Origin of the sequence: Nonomuraea thailandensis (assembly GCF_024172165.1) — a bacterium.
Lineage (GTDB): Bacteria > Actinomycetota > Actinomycetes > Streptosporangiales > Streptosporangiaceae > Nonomuraea > Nonomuraea thailandensis.
This window is the reverse complement of the sequence record NZ_JAMZEB010000002.1, coordinates 4,153,139-4,169,102: the sequence shown is the minus strand read 5'-3', so window position 1 is coordinate 4,169,102 and position 15,964 is coordinate 4,153,139. Positions and strand designations below refer to the sequence as shown.

The following is a 15,964-nucleotide window of genomic DNA, read 5'->3' as shown; positions in this document are numbered from 1 at the left end:
AGGTGCGCCGTGACCATCCCCCTCACCGCGTTACTCCTGGCCTCGTTGTTCACCTCGCCGTCCGCCGCGCTGCCCGCGTGCCCGCAGATCTTCGGGCACGGCGGCTACCCCACCGGCGCCAACGCCTGGGAACGGGACCAGATCCGCCAGCCCAACAACCCCACCGCCATCCGCCAGTACAAGGCCTGGGGCGCGGCGGGTGTCGAGGCCGACCTGCAGCTCACCAGGAACGGCACCAAGGCCGTCATGTGGCACAACACCTCCACCTGGGGGTTGACGGGCACGAAGAAGAACATCACCGAGATCTGGTGGGCGAGCGGCGACACGAAGCTCGACGGCCGGACGATCACCCGTGGCCCCTTCCAGGGGGAGACCGTCCATACCTTCCGCGAATGGCTGGCCGCGATGAGGTCGGCCGGCATGGTGGGATTGGTGGAGGTCAAGCCGGAGGCGCGGCAGTCGCTGTTCAACGCGGACGCCGCGATCAAGGCGCGGGCCTGGGCGGAGGTGCTCGACCCGGTCAGGGAGAACCACCGGTCGCAGGAGATCATTTTGTACTCCCACGACAGCGGGATCGCCACCGAGCTGAGGAGCCGGGTGACGGCCGCGGGCATGACGCAGGTGCTCAGCGGCGGACCGATCTGGCCCGACGTCACCAAGTGGGAGGAGCCGCCGCCCTCCTGGACGCTGAACGAGAACGCGTGGAAGGCGGCGCTCCAGAGCGGCGCCAGGCGGATCGCCACCGACTATCCGTCCCAGCTGCGGTCCTGGCTCGTGGGCAAGTGCCAATGAGGGTGGGCCGGCCTGTCGCAACGCGTGCTCAGGCGAGCTGACCGCTCGTTCCCCCGTATTTCCGTATTATTGGGGCATGAACGCTGGGCTTCCGGAACCCGTCCGCCGTGATGAGTGGCGCGTCTCGCACGACGAGCGCGAAGCGGTGGTAGAACGACTGAACACGGCGGCGGCCGAGGGGCGCATCGACCTCGGCGAGCTGGACGCGCGGCTCGACCTGGCGTTGAACGCCAAGACGTACGCCGACCTGGCGCCGCTCACCGCCGATCTGCCGCCGGACGTCCCGGTGAACCAGGAGCCGCTGATCATCAAGGGCGGCATGAACGGCGCGACGCGCTCCGGGCGCTGGGACGTGCCCGGGCGCATCAGCGCGTACGGCGGCATGGGCGCCGTCAAGCTCGACTTCACCCAGACCGAGTGCCGGCTGCCCGAGATCCAGATCGAGGCGCAGGGCCAGATGGGCGGCATCACGATCATCATCCCCGACGGGTGGGCCGCGGAGACCTCCCGGATGGACGGGGGCATCGGGGGGTTCACGGACAAGACCACGCCGCAGCGGCTCCCCAGGACACCGCTGATCCGCCTCACCGGCAGCGGTGGCGCGGGAGGGGTGGTCATCCGGCACCCGAACAGCTGGGAACGCCGCAAGCAGCGGCGCCTGCAGGGGCAGTGAGGGCGGGGCTCGCGGCCCGAGCCCGCTGACCAGCGAAATTCGCAGATCATGACATCGGCGGTCACAACCCGACATTGGAGGCGGCGGAGGGCCGCGCCGTGAGAAGATCGAGATCATGATTGCACTGCCTGGCTCAGGCCGCAGCGGCGTCCCCGCCTGCTCGCCGGCCGCCGACCCGTCCGTGACGTCCAAGGCGCGGCCGGAGCTGCTCGGCCTCGCGGGCGTGGCCGTGTGGGCGGGTGCGGGCGGGTGCTGAGCATGTCGAGAACGGACGCCTCCGCCCTTCCGGCGACCGGCGAGGAGCAGGGCACGGGGCTTCACGAGGGCACGGCGCCCGAAGGGCAGCGCACGACACCGGTCGCGGACGAGTGGCGCCTGGCGGCGATGGCGGAGGAGCGAGGTGAGACCGGGGTGGCGCAGGCCGTTCCGGAAGAGGCCGTGACGGATCCGGCGGCGCTCAGCGTGGGGCGCATCGGCGGGTTGTCGCCGCGCCGCCGCCCCGGCGACGGAGGCGAGGCGTCCGGCGCCGACGTCGATCTGGTCGACTCCCTGGCGCCGGCCACCCGGCGCACGGTGGCCGCCTGGCTGCTGGACAAGCAGTCCGCGGCCACCCGGCAGACCCGGCTGCAGGTGCTGGCCGCGTTCGTGCGCTGGCTGCGCAGCGTGGACCCGGCGATCGAGCTGCTCGCGGTCACCGGCGCCCACCTCGACGCCTACTGCGACGCCGCGCGCGCCGGGAAGCTGACCATCGGCGTGCGCAACCCGGGCAGGCCGCTGTCGAACGCGACCGTGTCCAGGAAGCGGGCCGTGCTGTCGTCGTTCTACACCTTCGCCTGGCGCAGCGGCGTCGTGCGGCACGACCGCACCGCCGCCGTGCCGCGCCCGGCGCCGGCCCGCGACCGCGACGTGCCGAGCCGCGAGGAGCGGCGGCTGCTGCGCGAGGGCGCCGCCCGGCTGGCCGCCGAGGGCAGGGACGCCGAGGCCGCGGCCGTCGCGCTGCTGGACGCGACGGGCGCGCCCGTGTCCGCCCTGGCCGGGCTGACCGTGCAGGACCTGCGGGTGGTGACGGCCGGCGAGCCCGCCGTCGTGACCGTGCACGACGGGCGGGGCGACCTGGTGGCCTTCCCGATCCCGCCGCTGGCCCGGTCACTGCTGCGTGCCCTGGCCTCCGCCCGTACGGCAGGGGAGCCGCTGCTCATGCGGGCCGACGGCCATCCGGTGGACGCGCGGTGGCTCAGCACCGCGCTCACCGACGCCGCCGTGGCGGGCGGCGTCCCCCGCGAGCGGGCCGAGCTGCTGGACCCGCAGCTGATGCGCGCCACCACCGTGACGGAGCTGATGCGCGACCAGGCGGGCTGACCCGCCGCCCCTCCACACCCACCCGGGACGGCCAGGGCAGGACGCCTGCCGCCTCACCGGGCGGGGTCAGGGCAGGACGCCTGCCGCCTCACCGGGCAGGGTCAGGCCCAGGACCTTGCCGTACCTCTTCAGCAGCCGGGCCTGGCCGGTCCGGATGTCGACCGTGTAGGTCTCCCAGCCGGCCTTACTGCTGTCGAACCTGACCACGAGCTCCGAAGCGTTGCGCCAGATGGTGGGGTGGACCATGCCGCGGTCCGACGGCAGCCCGCTGACCGGGAACTCCCGCACGATCCGTCCGGTCCCGACATCGAGCACGGTGAGCACCTGCCTCGTGCGCTTGCTGCCCTTGGCGGTGTACGCGACCACCGTGCGGCCGTCCGGCGAGAGCTCGCTGGGCGCGATGAACTTCCCGTCGAACCGCACCGGCTTGCCGCCGCCGGTGACCGGCATGAACCACAGGTCCGTCTTCACGTAGCGGATCCACTGGACGACGCCGTCCTTGATGGTGACCGGCTCGTACTTGCCGTTGATCGTCGTCCGCTTCCCGGTCCGCGTGTCGATGAGCCGCCCCGGGTACCTGGTGCCCTCCCTCGGGTCGAAGACCAGATAACGGCCACCGTCGGACACCGCCAGCATGGGGCCGATCTCGATCTCCTCCTCCGGCAGCGGCACGGTCACCTCCGCACCCGTCACCATGTCGCGCACCATGTACCCCTGGGCCTGCCTGCTGTAGTAGGCGAACGTGCGCCCGTCCCGGCTGAGCGCGACGAGAGCGTTGCGGTCCCCGGCGGTGCGGACGAGCGCCTGCGGCACCCGGTACGTCTTCCCCGCGCCCGTGACCACCCGCCACTCCACGTCGTCGCAGTCGATCCCGCGCGGCTCGGAGACCCGCCGGCACGGCGTGTGGTACGCGTGGCTCAGCACCCCCACGCCGCCGCCCTCGGGCAGGTCGGGCACCACGGCGGACCGCAACGGCCCGGCAGGGGCGGCGCCGCGCTGCCATGGCAACGCCACGGCGGCGCCGGTCACCCCCACCACGGCCGCCGTCGCGGCGGCGGCCAGCATGGTGGCGGTCCGCCGCCGGCGCCGGTGACCGGCGATGGCCGCGTTCAGCAGGTCCACCTGGGGTGCTTCGGCGGCGATGCCGTCGAGGGTCTCGCGCAGCCGCGTCATCGGGTCACCTCCGCGAGCTCGGGGTCGTTCAGCAGGTGCGCCAGCTCGGGGGCGATCGTCCGCAGCCGGGCCAGGGCGTGATGCGTCTGGCTCTTGACGTTGCCGAGGGAGCAGCCCAGCACCTCCGCCGTCTGCGCCTCGGTCAGGTCCTCCCAGAAGCGCAGCACGATCACAGCCCGCTGCCTGGGGCCCAGCTTGGCCAGCGCCTGGCGCAGCACGATGCGGTCGAGCGCGGCCTCGTCGCAGGAGGCGCCCCGCTCGGGCACCTCGGCGCTCGGCAGCTCGGGGCGCGACCGGCGCCGCCAGGAGATGTACTGGTTGACCAGGGCCTTGCGGGTGTACGCCTCGGGGCTGCCGTCCCTGGACAGCTTGGCCCACTGTCCCACGACCTTGACCAGGACGCTCTGCAGCAGGTCCTCGGCGAGATGGGCGTCTCCCGTGAGCAGGTAGGCCGTCCGCATCAGCGCTTGCTGGCGGGCGAGCACGAACTCGCGGAAGCCGTCATGACGGTCCAATGTGATCTCCTCTCGCCCGTTCCCAACGCCAACCGCCGGACGAAAGGTTGCACGCGGCAGCGGGAAAGGCACGACCGGGCGGCCGGCCATGCCTTTCCGCGTGCCGTCATCCCAGGCGGGCGAGCTCCTCCGCGCTCAGCTCCAGGGAGGCGGCGGCGGCCGAGTCGACGATGGTCTCCGGGCGGCTGGCGCCGGGGATCGGGATGACGACCGGGCTGCGGGCCAGCTCCCAGGCCAGGCAGACCTGCTGCGGCGTGACGCCGTGGGCGTCGGCGATCTCGATGAAGGCGGAGTTGCGCTCGCGCAGCTCACCGGTGCGGCCGATGCCGCCGAGCGGCGACCACGGCAGGAAGGCCAGGCCGAGCTCGGCGCACACGTCGATCTCCGGCTCGCTGGAGCGGAACCGCGGCGAGTACTCGTTCTGCACGCTCACCAGGCGCTCGCCCAGGATGTCGTGGGCGAGCCTGATCTGCCCGGGGTCGGCGTTCGAGATGCCCGCGAACTGGATCTTGCCCGCGTCGTGCAGCTCCTTCAGCGCCCCGATCGTCTCCTCGTAGGGCACCTTCGGGTCGGGCCGGTGGTGCTGGTAGAGGCCGATGCTGTCCACCCCGAGCGCCTTCAGCGAGCGGTCGCAGGCCGCCCGCAGGTAGGCCGGGCTGCCGTCCACGTCCCAGCCGCCGGGCGTGCGGGTGTGCCCGCCCTTGGTCGCGACCAGCACCGCGGCGGTGTTGCCGCCCCACAGGGACAGGGCCCGGGCCACCAGCCGCTCGTTGTGGCCGACGTCCTCGTGGGACGGGGTGTAGGCGTCGGCCGTGTCGATCAAGGTGATGCCGGCGTCGAGGGCGGCGTGGATCGTCCTGATGGACTGCTCCTCGTCCGGCATGTGACCGGCCACCGACATGGGCATGGCCCCCAGCCCGATGGCCCCGACCCGCCGGTCGCCGATGGTGCGCGTTGTCATGGTGTTGTGCATGGGACCAGCCTGGCCCCTGGAGCGCACTCCAGGTCAACCGGCTCGGCCGCGGCCCATCCGGTCGCCGGGGGAGAGGTGCTCCACGGTGACGCCGGTCTCGGTGAACGTACGGGTCACGTAGCCGGAGGAGTACACCCACAGGCCGAGCAGCGACACCCGGGCCTTGATGATCACGGTCAAGGTGGCCTCCCTTCGGTCGGTGGTCCGAGGCTGGAACCGCCGCCCCTGCCGCGTGAGTCACGGGGCGTGCAGCTTCACCTTGCATCCGCCGGCCTGTGAGCCCCTGACCGGCCGCTGTGGCGTCGGCCGAAACCGACTCCAGGCGAAGGCAGTGCTTGCTCATGAGACTTCCCATCGTCGGCCCGGACGAGATGAACGAGCGCCAGGCGGAGATCGCCCGCGCGCATCGCCGGGCGCAGGGGCGCGGTGCGCGGGCCCTTCCTGGTGCGGCTGCACAGCCCCGGGCTGTGCGAGCGGGTCGAGGCGCTGGGCAGGATCGCGCAGTACCGCAACAGCGGGCAGCCGCTGCCCGAAGGCGCCGCGGCCACCGCGGACGGCGTGCCCACCACGGACCCGGAGCTGGCCAGGATGCCGCTGCCGCTCGGCGGGGCCAAGGGGGCGGGAGGTCGCTGCTGTTCGAGCTGCTGACCGGCGCGCTGGTGCAGGCGCCCATCCTGGCCGCCCGCCACGGCGGGGGAGACCTGCTGACCTGACGCGCGGCCCGGCCTGAGCGCCAGGCCGGTTCACCCGTCAGGCCACGTCACGCGCCGGGCCGTGTGATCGCGGTCCGGCGTGGCCGCCGGACCGGGGCGTGGCGTCAGGTGGTGGCGCCACGGCGGAGGCCGGCGGCGGCCAGGACCCCGCCGGCGAGGCAGAGCACGCCCGTGAGCAGCACCGCCGTGTGCACGCCGTTCATGAACGCGTTCCCGCTCCCCTCGGCCACGGCCGCCGCCACCCGGGCGGGCACCCCGCCGGGCACGGGGGAGACGCCCATGGCCACCGCGTCCCGGGCGTGCGCGAGCCCGGCCGCCGTGCCGGCCGGGACACCCGCGGCGGTCAGCTCGCCCGTGAGCGTCGCCCCCACCCGGGCGCCGATCAGGGAGACCAGCACGGACGTGCCGAGCGCCCCGCCGACCTGCAACGCCGTGGCCTGCAGCCCGCCGGCCACGCCGGCGTCCCTGGCCGGGGCGTTGCCCACGATCGCGTCGGAGGAGGCGGACATCACCATGCCGACGCCCAGGCCGAGCGCGAGGAACGGCGGCCACATGGCGGCGTAGGAGGAGTGGGCGTCCCAGGTCAGCATCCAGAAGGAGGCGGCGGCCTGCAGCGCCATGCCGATGGGCATGGCCACCCGGGCCCCGAACCGCCCGGTCACCGCGGCCCCCAGCGGCGAGGCGACCACGGTGGCCAGGCTCAGCGGCAGCGTCCGCACGCCCGACTCCACGGGCGTGAAGCCGCGCACGTTCTGCAGGTACAACATCAGGAAGAAGACCACGCCGAGCAGCACGAAGAAGTTGACCGCGGTGACGATCGCGCCGACGGTCAGCGCGGGGCTGCGGAACAGCCGCATCGGCAGCAGGGGGTGCGCCAGGCGCGTCTCGTACCAGCCGAAGACCACCAGGACGACCACGCCCGCCGCCAGCGCGCCGAGCGTGCCGCCGGACGTCCAGCCCCACGTCTCGCCCTTGATCACGCCGAAGACCAGCGAGATCAGGCCGATCGCGAGCAGGACCACGCCGGGCAGGTCGAAGCGGTGGTGGCCGGTGGAGTTCCTGCTCTGCGGCAGCACGAGCGCGCTGAAGACGAGGGCGATCACGCCGATGGGCAGGTTGATGAGGAAGACCGACTCCCAGGTGACGTGCTCGACGAGCAGGCCGCCGACGATCGGCCCGAGCGCGGTGGAGCACGAGGCCACCATGGCCCACAGGCCCACCGCCATGCCGAACTTCCTGGGCGGGAAGACCGCGCGCAGCAGGCCGAGCGTGTTCGGGATGAGCAGCGCGGCGAAGACGCCCTGGGCGGCGCGGAAGGCGATGACGCCCCCGATCGAGCCGGCGACGCCGATCGCGACCGACGCGGCGGTGAAGCCCAGCGTGCCGATCATGTAGTAAGTGCGCCGCCCGAACCGGTCGCCGAGCTTGCCGCCGAGGATGAGCAGGGCGGCCATCGCGATGAGGTAGGAGTTGGTGACCCACTGCAGGTCGGCGGTGGTGGCGTTGAGGTCGCGGCCGATCTCGGGGTTGGCGATGGCGACCACGGAGCCGTCGAGGTTGACCATGAACAGGCCGATGGCGACGGCGATCAGCGTCAGCCAGGGGTTGGCCCGCCTGCTCGGCGGGGCGTGCGCGGGCAGGGTGGAGGCGTCCACGGTGGTGGAGGACATGAAGGTGCCTTGTCTGTGAGTGAGGGACGCGGGAGGCGCGCGCGAACGGGCCGGGCTCGCGAGAGGGAGCGGCCGGCCGGGAAGGTGGTGCGGCGTCAGAGAGACGTCAGCGCGCCGAGCACGGAGCCCAGGGCGTCCCGCTGCCCGTCGGTGAGGGCATGCAGCGCGGGCACGAGCGCGCGGACGGCGCGGTCGTGGTCCGGAACGGACACGCTGGAAACGGGCATGCCGTGCAGGATAGAAAAATTTCCGCCCCTATGTCAAAACACTGACATGTCAGGAGTCATCCAGCGGGGGACGCCGGGCACGGGCAACCCGAAACCGGTCCGGGATCCGTCAGGAGCCGTCCGAGGTGTGCTCGCCGGCGCCGCGGTAGGTGTACAGGTCGTCGACGAACTTGCGTCTGAGTGCCGGGACCCGGCCGGTCACCCCGAAGTAGGCGCGCGTCATCGCCAGCACCGCGCGGCCGATGACCGGCTTGTGGATGGCGGCGTCGCCGTCCATGCGGGCCAGCGAGTCGCGCACGCGGGCGAAGCCGTACGGGATCATCTCCCGCTCGTACGCGGCCACGGCGTCCACGACCCCCTTGCCGCTGCCGAGCTCCCGGCACAGCAGCATGGCGTCGCGCAGCGCGGTGTTGGCGCCGACTCCCTGGCCCGGCGTCATGGTGTGGACGGCGTCGCCGAGCAGGGTGACGTTCGTGCTGGGCCACGGCTCGACGGGCACGGAGGTGCGGATGTTGACGGGGAAGCAGGTCTCCGGCTCCGCCAGCGCGAACAGCCGGCGCAGGTCGGGGTGCCAGGTCCTGGTCATGCCGAGGGCCACCTCCACCAGCTCCTTGCCGCCCATCCGCATGACGCCGGCGGGGAGCCTGCGCGCCGCGGCCGACAGGCCCCAGTTGATGTAGTCGCGGGTGTTGTCGTAGAGCAGGCCGGGCCAGCGTTCGATCAGCTCCCGCTCGTTGCCGCCCACGCCGTGCTTGAGCCCGCCGTCGCGGTCCCACTTGAACTCCATGACGTGCCAGATGCAGAACAGGCCGCCAGGGGCGAACAGCGTGGAGATCCCGTGGAACATCTCGGGCGTGAGCAGGGCCCTGGTCTCCTCGGTGACCGGCACCTTGGCGGAGACGGCCACGATGCCGGACTCCTCGATCCTGGCGTGCGGCAGGTACTGGCGGCGTACGCGGGAGCCGGTGCCGTCGGCGGCCACGAGCAGGTCGCCCGTCGCGCTGGTGCCGTCGGCGAAGTGGGCGGTGACGGTGCCGTCGCCGTGTTGCTCGTAGCGGGTGAACTCCTTGCCGAAGTGGACCACGTCCTCCATCCCCGTCAGCAGGATCTGGCGCAGCGTCATCCGGGAGACCGAGCGCTCGCTGTCGATCGGGTCGTCGTCGGGCCGCAGCGGGAACGAGGCGGTGACCCCGCGCTTCTCGGTCAGGACGTTGAAGAAGCGGGGAGCGCGGGCGCAGGTGGCGACGAAGGTGTCGAACAGCTCGGGCGGCAGGCACGCGCGCAGGGCCCGGTTGCCGGCGGAGTCGATGCCGACGCGGTAGCCGTACAGGTTGTCGGTCCGGGTGTGGTCGCGCTCGTAGACGGCCACCGACACCCCGGCCCGCCGCAGGCCGTGCGCCAGGCACATGCCGCCGGTGCCCGCGCCGATCACGATGATGTGCATGGAAGTCTCCTTGGAGGTCATGTATCTTGATGTTCGAGACATATTTATCTTGAAAGGCGAGAAGCTTGAATGTCAAGTGAAAAGCTGGACGAGCTGAGAGCCGCCGTCGCCCAGGAGATGCAGCACATGCAGGCGGCGGTGGACGCCTACGACGAGGCCGCCGCGATCTTCCTCGGGGTGAACCGCACCGACCTGCGCTGCCTGGAGATCCTCGGCACCCAGGGCCCGGTCACGCCCAGCGTGCTCGGCCCCGCGCTCGGCCTGACCACGGGCAGCGTCACCGCGATGCTCGACCGGCTGGAGAAGCTGGGCTACCTCACCCGCTCGCCGGACCCGTCCGACCGGCGCAAGGTCGTCATACGGATCACCGAGGAGGCCGCCGCGAAGAGCTGGGAGCTGTACGGGCCCATCGCCACCGAGGGCGAGGCGGTGATGGCGGAGTTCGGCGCCGCCGAGCTGGAGCGCGTGCGGCTCTTCCTGAGCCGTTCGCGGGAGCTGTACGAGCGGCACCTCGAACGCGTCCGCGCCGAGCCGGCGAGACGGGGGCGGCGGGCACGCGGCTGACGGCGCGTGGCCGCGCGATCGGCCGGGCCTTTCGTTTTCCGGATGAAAGGCGGCCGAACGGTTCGTCGCCCGACCTGACCGGCGCGGTGGGACGGGGTGATCGTGGAGATGGCTCCAGCGAGTCCCTGGCGAGGGAAGGGCGAGATGCGATGCAGGCCGTGGGCCGTGATCCGACTGCTCGGGACGTTGAAGAAGGCTCCAGCCTCGTGGAGCGGGTGGCGGAGGTGTGCGCCGCCGCGGAGAGGCTCGTGCTCCAGGCACGCGGCATCCGCGCCGACTCCAGGCGCATCGCGACCGCCGGGCGGAGGATCCAGCGAGAGCTCGCCGCGCAGCGCGAACGCCTCAGCGCCGGTTACCTCGTGATCCGGCTGCGGCGTGCCGAGCGGGGGTGGGGCGAGGCCGGGTGGCCATGAGGGCATCCCCGGCCTGCGGCGCCGGGCGGTTGCGGATGGCTTCTGTGGTTGCGGTTGGGCTCAGATGGCCAGGGTGGCGCGGGGCGGCCTGCCGTAGACGCTGCGGTAGTAGGCGGAGAACCGGCCCAGATGGTAGAAGCCCCACCGGGCGGCGATGGCGCTGACCGTGGCGCCGCCGGTGGGATCGGCGGCCAGCAGGTCGGCGTGGGCGGCGGCCAGCCGCACCTGCCGCACGTACCCCATCGGCGTCGTGCCGTGGTGGCGGCGGAAGGCGTACTGCACGGCCTGGGGGGTGGCGCAGGCGGCCGCCGCGATGTCGGCCAGCGACAGGCCGGGCTCCGCGTAGTGCGCCTCGATGTGGTCGACGGCCCGGCGCAGCACGGCCGGGGTGGCGTCGGCGCGATCGGCGGGGATCTCGTCCCGGAGCGTCAGGGTGGTGGGGAACGCGGCCAGGACCCCGGCCGCCAGCAGCCGTGCCGCGTTGCCGACGACGAGGGGATGCGCGGCCGCGGGGCCGGTCAGCAGCTCGTCGGTGAGGGTGATGGTGTCGGCGACCACCCGGGAGGCGGCGGGGCCGAGGGCCGAGCGCGACAGCAGCCGCGGCGGCACGGCGGGGCCGTTCGTAGCGGCGCCGGCGACGTCGGCCAGCAGGTCGAGCGGCAGGGCCACGGTCCGGATGCGCAGGTTCTCGGCGCGCGAGAGGAGGTCGTCCCGGGGGAAGGTGGCCATCAGCGCGTCGCCCGGGCCGTAGCGGTTGACGGCGTCCCCGTCGTCGATCGTGGCCGTGCCGCTGACGACGACGCCGACCCGGACGGTGTCGATGTTCTGGTTACGGCAGGTGAAGACGCCCGGGATGGCCAGGTCGGTGGTGCGGAAGGAGCCGGCGTCCGCGACCGACACCGCCAGCCGGGCCGCGCCGTCGCTGATCGAGCCCATCAGCAGGCGGCTGCCGTAGATCCGGTCCAGCCACTCGCGGACCTCCTGCACATCATCGGTGACATACCGGGTCATGGCCGGCACGGTGAACCCTTGGTGAGCGCTCACGGGCACCATCCCCCTCCGCAGGACGGCGCCCGGCCACGGAGCAGACGAGCCGCGCGTACCCGCTCGAACACCCTTCGTGCCCGAGAGACTACTGCCAATCGTTCGCTGAACGAAGCCCCTCGGCTGTCATGTTGGCGCGCAGGTGAGGGAAACGGGCCGGAAACGCGCCCTTGACAATCGTGTCATCCGGCACGCACAGTACTAGCCATCGCTGACTACGTAGTCAGACGCGAGGAGCTGCGCATGTCCGGGACCAGACGCAGGCCTCCCGGCAGCACGGACGTCGCCAGACTGGCCGGGGTGTCGCAGAAGACGGTGTCACGCGTGATGAACGCCGAGCCGTACGTGAGCGACGAGATCCGCGAGCGGGTCCTCGCGGCGGCGCGCGAGCTCGGCTACCGCCGCAACACGGCGGCCCGCGCGCTGAACCTGGGCCGCTTCCACCGCATCGGCGTGGTCTCCCTCGGCAGCGCCCTGTACGGCCCCGCCTCGCAGCTCATCGAGCTGGAGCGGCGGACCAGGGCGATCGGTTACGCCTTCAGCGTGGTCAACACCCTCGAGGGCGACGACGGCGGCGTGGTCAGGGCCGTGGAGTCGCTGCTGGAGCAGGGCGTGGACGGTATCGTGCTGTCCGAGCCGATCGACGTCGGCCAGGAGTTGCGCATCGAGCCCGGCGTGCCGGTGCTCAGCCTGGGGCCGCTGCCCGGGCTCGCGGGTCCCGACGTGATCATCAACAGCCCGTCCAACGTGGACGCGGGCCGCGAGGCCACCCTTCACCTGCTCGGCCTCGGCCACGCCACCGTGTGGCACGTCGCCGGCCCCGGGCGGTGGTGGGCCTCGCGGGACCGCGTGCGCGGCTGGCGCGCGGCGCTGGCCGCGGCCGGCGCCCCCGAGCCGCCGATGCTCGAAGGCGACTGGACGCCCGCCTCCGGCTACGCGGCGGGCCGCGTCCTCGCGGCGGATCCCGAGGTCACGGCGGTGTTCGTGGCCAACGACGACATGGCGATCGGCGTGCTGCGCGCCCTGGCCGAGGCCGGCCGCGCGGTGCCCGGGCAGGTGAGCGTCATCGGGATGGACGACATCCCGGCCGCCGCGTACCTGTCGCCGCCCCTGACCACCATCCGGCAGGACTTCGCGGCCTCCGTCGCCCAGGGCCTCGCGCTGCTCGTCGAGCGCATCGAGGGCCGTCCCGGCGCGTCCGCACCCGGCCTCCCGACCACGCACCTGGTCAAGCGTCAGTCCACCCGACCCCCCAAGGAGAAGACATGACCATGACACGCACCCGGTGGCTCGCCATGGCGGCCGCGGCCACCCTGTTCCTCGCCGGCTGCGGCGGTGGCGGCGGCGCCCAGCAGGCCGCCGACCGGCCGCCCGCCGCCGCGGTCGGCCAGGCCGACATCGACAAGGCCATGCAGACGCCCACGGAGCTGACGTTCTGGACCTGGGTGCCGGACATCGGCAAGGAGGTGGCGCTGTTCGAGAAGAAGTACCCGGCGATCAAGGTCAACGTCGTCAACGCCGGGCAGGGCGAGCCCCAGTACACCAAGCTGCGCACCGCGCTGAAGGCCGGCAGCGGCGCTCCCGACGTCGTGCAGATCGAGTTCCAGTACATCCCGACCTTCACCATCATCGACAGCCTGCTCGACCTGCGCCCCTACGGGGCCGAGGCGCTGAAGGACAAGTTCGTGGACTGGACGTGGGGCCAGGTCACGGGCAAGAACGGCGAGGTGTGGGCGATCCCGCAGGACACCGGCCCGATGGGCATGCTGTACCGCAAGGACATCTTCGACAAGCACGGCATCCAGCCGCCCGAGACGTGGGACGAGTTCGCCGCCGCGGCCCGCAAGCTGCACGCCGCCGACCCCGGCGTCTACCTGACCAACCTGGCTTCCAACCAGAACGGCGCCTGGATGGGCCTGCTGTGGCAGGCGGGCGGCAAACCGTTCCAGATGGCGAGCGCGCAGGACATCGATGTTAGCGTTAACGACGAGGTCTCCAAGAAGCTCGGCACCTACTGGGGCGGGCTCGTCAAGGAGGGTGTCGTCTCCACCGACCCCGACTTCACCGACCAGTGGTACCAGGCGCTCAACAAGGGCAAGTACGCCACCTGGCTGACCGCCGCCTGGGGCCCCGTCTTCCTGGCCGGCAACGCCAAGGACACCAGCGGCAAGTGGCGGGCCGCGCCCCTGCCGCAGTGGGCGGCGGGTGAGAACAAGTCCGGCAACTGGGGCGGCTCCACCAGCGCCGTCATCAAGAGCACGAAGAACCCGATCGCCGCGGCCAAGTTCGCCGAGTTCCTCAACACCGACCCCGAGTCGACCAAGATGATGGCGACCGAGCAGTTCCTGTTCCCGCCGACGAAGGCGCTGCTGAGCGACGCGTCGTTCGCCGAGCAGAAGCCCGAGTTCTACGGCGGGCAGGCCGTCAACCAGATCTTCGCCGGGATCAGCGACACCGTGGACAAGGGCTTCGGCTGGCCGCCCTTCCTGGACCAGACGGTCAACGACTGGGACGAGACCGTCGGCAAGTCGCTGGCCGACAAGAGCGACACCCCGGCCGCGCTCGACCAGTGGCAGCAGCGGATCACCACGTACGCCGAGAGCCAGGGCTTCAAGGTCGCCCAGTGACGAGCACCCGGACCGCCCCGCGGAGGCCGGCCGCGGGATACCTGTTCATCGCGCCCTTCATGATCGTGTTCGTGGCCATGCTGGTGGTGCCGCTGGCCTACGCCGGATACCTGAGCCTGTTCAGGGAGCAGCTCATCGGCGGCACCACGTTCGTCGGCCTCGACAACTACGTGCGCGCGCTGACAGACGAGCGGCTGCTCGGCGGCGTGCTGCGGGTGGCCGAATTCTTCCTCCTCCAGGTGCCGCTCATGCTGCTGCTCGGGCTGCTGTTCGCGCTCGCGCTCGACAGCGGCGTGCTGTGGTTGTCGCGCTTCATCCGGCTGGGCATCTTCGTGCCGTACGCGGTGCCCAGCGTGGTCGCCGCACTCATGTGGGGCTACCTGTACGGCCCCGAGTTCGGCCCGATCGCCCAGCTCGCCGGCACGCTCGGCCTGCCCGCGCCCAACCTGCTCGGCGGCGACCTCATGCTCGGCTCCCTGGCCAACATCGTGACGTGGGAGTTCGCCGGCTACAACATGATCATTCTGTACGCGGCGCTGCGCGCCGTCCCCTCGGAGCTGTACGAGGCCGCGGCCGTGGACGGCGCCGGCGCCTGGCGCACCGCGTGGAGCGTGAAGATCCCGGCGCTGCGGCCCGCCCTGATGATGGCGCTGATCTTCTCGGTCATCGGCAGCTTCCAGCTCTTCAACGAGCCGCAGCTCATGCAGCGCCTGGCCCCGAGCGTCATCGACAGCGCCTACACCCCCAACCTGTACGCCTACTCCCTGGCCTTCACCAGCCAGGACCTCAACTACGCGGCGGCGGTGTCGTTCCTGCTCGGCCTGGTCATCGTCGCCGTCTCCTACACCGTCCAGCTGGCCCTCACCCGGAGGCGGACATGACCACGACCGCCGCGCGGACGGCGAGCGCGCAGGCCGCCGCGCCCGGCAGGCGGCGCAGCCCGCTGCTTACCCTCGGCATGCTGGCGTTCCTCGTCTACTTCCTGCTGCCGCTGTTCTGGCTGCTGGTGGCGGCCACGAAGACCACCGGGGACCTGTTCTCCAGTTTCGGGCTCTGGTCCGCCGACGACTTCGCCCTCGCCGGCAACATCGGCAACGTGTTCGCCGCCGAGGACGGCGTCTTCGGCCGCTGGCTGCTCAACACCGCCCTCTACGCGATCGTCAGCGCCGGCGGCGCGGCGCTGCTGTGCGCGCTCGGCGGCTACGGGTTCGCCAAGTTCGGCTTCCGCGGCAACAAGGCGCTGTTCGGCCTCGTGCTCGGCGCGATCATGGTGCCGAGCACGGCGCTGGCCATCCCCACGTACCTGATCTTCGCGCAGATCGGGCTGGTCAACACGCCCTGGGCGATCATCCTGCCGTCGCTGGTGAACCCCTTCGGCCTGTACCTCATGCGCGTCTACGCCGAGGACGCCGTGCCCGACAGCCTTCTGGAGGCCGCCCGCATCGACGGCGCGGGCGAGCTGCGGATCTTCTGGCAGGTGGTCATGCGGCTGCTGGCGCCCGGGTTCGTCACCGTGCTGCTGTTCACGCTCGTGGCCACCTGGAACAACTACTTCCTGCCGCTGATCATGCTCAGCAACCCGTCGCTCTACCCGGTCACCGTGGGCCTGGCCAACTGGGCCGGGCAGGCCACGGTCGCCGGCGGCAGCGGCGACGTCATCCCCCTCGTCGTCACCGGCTCGCTGCTGTCGATCATTCCGCTGGTCGTGGCGTTCCTGCTGCTCCAGCGGTACTGGCAGAGCGGCCTGGCCGCCGGCGGGGTCAAACAATGAAAGGAT

Annotated in this window: 19 protein-coding genes; 11 read left to right on the top strand and 8 right to left on the bottom strand. The window is 72.1% G+C overall.

The window, feature by feature from the left end:
• Positions 1 to 9: 9 nt before the first annotated feature.
• The 4 genes from HD597_RS22685 to HD597_RS22670 all read left to right on the top strand — a co-directional run bounded on the left by HD597_RS22685 (position 10) and on the right by HD597_RS22670 (position 2,824).
• Positions 10 to 792 (top strand): glycerophosphodiester phosphodiesterase, encoded by a 783-nt coding sequence (locus HD597_RS22685; RefSeq protein WP_253744692.1) that lies wholly within the window; start codon positions 10 to 12, stop codon positions 790 to 792.
• A 76-nt stretch (positions 793 to 868) separates the two neighbouring features.
• Positions 869 to 1,465 (top strand): DUF1707 SHOCT-like domain-containing protein, encoded by a 597-nt coding sequence (locus HD597_RS22680; RefSeq protein ID WP_253744691.1) that lies wholly within the window; start codon positions 869 to 871, stop codon positions 1,463 to 1,465.
• A 115-nt stretch (positions 1,466 to 1,580) separates the two neighbouring features.
• Complete coding sequence (locus HD597_RS22675) at positions 1,581 to 1,721, top strand: hypothetical protein (RefSeq protein ID WP_253744690.1); 141 nt, start codon at positions 1,581 to 1,583, stop codon at positions 1,719 to 1,721.
• A gap of 2 nt (positions 1,722 to 1,723) precedes the next feature.
• Complete coding sequence (locus HD597_RS22670) at positions 1,724 to 2,824, top strand: tyrosine-type recombinase/integrase (RefSeq protein ID WP_253744689.1); 1,101 nt, start codon at positions 1,724 to 1,726, stop codon at positions 2,822 to 2,824.
• A gap of 66 nt (positions 2,825 to 2,890) precedes the next feature.
• Here HD597_RS22670 and HD597_RS22665 read toward each other — a convergent pair whose 3' ends face one another.
• From HD597_RS22665 to HD597_RS22650, 4 genes are all read right to left on the bottom strand, one after another.
• Positions 2,891 to 3,997, bottom strand: a complete 1,107-nt coding sequence (locus tag HD597_RS22665) for a hypothetical protein (RefSeq protein ID WP_253744688.1) — start codon at positions 3,995 to 3,997, stop codon at positions 2,891 to 2,893.
• Entirely contained in the window at positions 3,994 to 4,512 is a 519-nt protein-coding gene (locus tag HD597_RS22660; protein ID WP_253744687.1) for a SigE family RNA polymerase sigma factor, read from the bottom strand. The genes HD597_RS22665 and HD597_RS22660 overlap by 4 nt, the downstream gene beginning before the upstream one ends.
• Positions 4,513 to 4,618: 106 nt before the next feature.
• Positions 4,619 to 5,473, bottom strand: a complete 855-nt coding sequence (locus HD597_RS22655; RefSeq protein WP_253744686.1) for an aldo/keto reductase — start codon at positions 5,471 to 5,473, stop codon at positions 4,619 to 4,621.
• A 45-nt stretch (positions 5,474 to 5,518) separates the two neighbouring features.
• Entirely contained in the window at positions 5,519 to 5,665 is a 147-nt protein-coding gene (locus HD597_RS22650; RefSeq protein ID WP_253744685.1) for a hypothetical protein, read from the bottom strand.
• A gap of 246 nt (positions 5,666 to 5,911) precedes the next feature.
• On the opposite strand from HD597_RS22650, the gene HD597_RS22645 reads away from it, so the two are divergent.
• Positions 5,912 to 6,133, top strand: coding sequence for an Ldh family oxidoreductase (locus tag HD597_RS22645; RefSeq protein ID WP_253744684.1), 222 nt, complete (start codon positions 5,912 to 5,914; stop codon positions 6,131 to 6,133).
• A gap of 169 nt (positions 6,134 to 6,302) precedes the next feature.
• On the opposite strand, the gene HD597_RS22640 is transcribed toward HD597_RS22645, so the two are convergent.
• The 3 genes from HD597_RS22640 to HD597_RS22635 form a co-directional block, all read right to left on the bottom strand.
• Entirely contained in the window at positions 6,303 to 7,868 is a 1,566-nt protein-coding gene (locus HD597_RS22640; protein ID WP_253744683.1) for a DHA2 family efflux MFS transporter permease subunit, read from the bottom strand.
• A gap of 95 nt (positions 7,869 to 7,963) precedes the next feature.
• Positions 7,964 to 8,095, bottom strand: coding sequence for a hypothetical protein (locus HD597_RS64695; RefSeq protein WP_276082993.1), 132 nt, complete (start codon positions 8,093 to 8,095; stop codon positions 7,964 to 7,966).
• A 109-nt stretch (positions 8,096 to 8,204) separates the two neighbouring features.
• Entirely contained in the window at positions 8,205 to 9,539 is a 1,335-nt protein-coding gene (locus HD597_RS22635) for an FAD-dependent oxidoreductase (protein WP_253744682.1), read from the bottom strand.
• A gap of 69 nt (positions 9,540 to 9,608) precedes the next feature.
• Between HD597_RS22635 and HD597_RS22630 the strand changes: the two genes are divergently transcribed.
• Both HD597_RS22630 and HD597_RS22625 read left to right on the top strand, forming a co-directional pair.
• Positions 9,609 to 10,103: a MarR family transcriptional regulator gene (locus tag HD597_RS22630; RefSeq protein ID WP_253744681.1), complete on the top strand. Its 495-nt coding sequence runs from the start codon at positions 9,609 to 9,611 to the stop codon at positions 10,101 to 10,103.
• A 206-nt stretch (positions 10,104 to 10,309) separates the two neighbouring features.
• The gene (locus HD597_RS22625; RefSeq protein WP_253744680.1) at positions 10,310 to 10,516 is read left to right on the top strand and encodes a hypothetical protein; all 207 of its coding nucleotides are present in this window, start codon (positions 10,310 to 10,312) and stop codon (positions 10,514 to 10,516) included.
• A gap of 60 nt (positions 10,517 to 10,576) precedes the next feature.
• Here HD597_RS22625 and HD597_RS22620 read toward each other — a convergent pair whose 3' ends face one another.
• The gene (locus HD597_RS22620; protein ID WP_253744679.1) at positions 10,577 to 11,527 is read right to left on the bottom strand and encodes an AraC family transcriptional regulator; all 951 of its coding nucleotides are present in this window, start codon (positions 11,525 to 11,527) and stop codon (positions 10,577 to 10,579) included.
• 276 nt (positions 11,528 to 11,803) lie between these two features.
• On the opposite strand from HD597_RS22620, the gene HD597_RS22615 reads away from it, so the two are divergent.
• The 4 genes from HD597_RS22615 to HD597_RS22600 are packed head-to-tail and all read left to right on the top strand — an operon-like array spanning position 11,804 to position 15,958.
• Positions 11,804 to 12,829 carry a LacI family DNA-binding transcriptional regulator gene (locus tag HD597_RS22615; RefSeq protein WP_253744678.1) on the top strand — a complete coding sequence of 342 codons (1,026 nt, stop codon included), beginning with the start codon at positions 11,804 to 11,806 and terminating at the stop codon, positions 12,827 to 12,829.
• The gene (locus HD597_RS22610) at positions 12,826 to 14,187 is read left to right on the top strand and encodes an extracellular solute-binding protein (RefSeq protein WP_253744677.1); all 1,362 of its coding nucleotides are present in this window, start codon (positions 12,826 to 12,828) and stop codon (positions 14,185 to 14,187) included. Before HD597_RS22615 ends, HD597_RS22610 begins: the two co-directional genes overlap by 4 nt.
• A complete protein-coding gene (locus tag HD597_RS22605) occupies positions 14,184 to 15,068 on the top strand; it encodes a carbohydrate ABC transporter permease (protein WP_253744676.1) in 885 nt (294 codons plus the stop codon). Before HD597_RS22610 ends, HD597_RS22605 begins: the two co-directional genes overlap by 4 nt.
• On the top strand, positions 15,065 to 15,958 hold the full coding sequence (locus HD597_RS22600; RefSeq protein WP_253744675.1) for a carbohydrate ABC transporter permease: 894 nt from the start codon (positions 15,065 to 15,067) through the stop codon (positions 15,956 to 15,958). Before HD597_RS22605 ends, HD597_RS22600 begins: the two co-directional genes overlap by 4 nt.
• Positions 15,959 to 15,964: the final 6 nt, after the last annotated feature.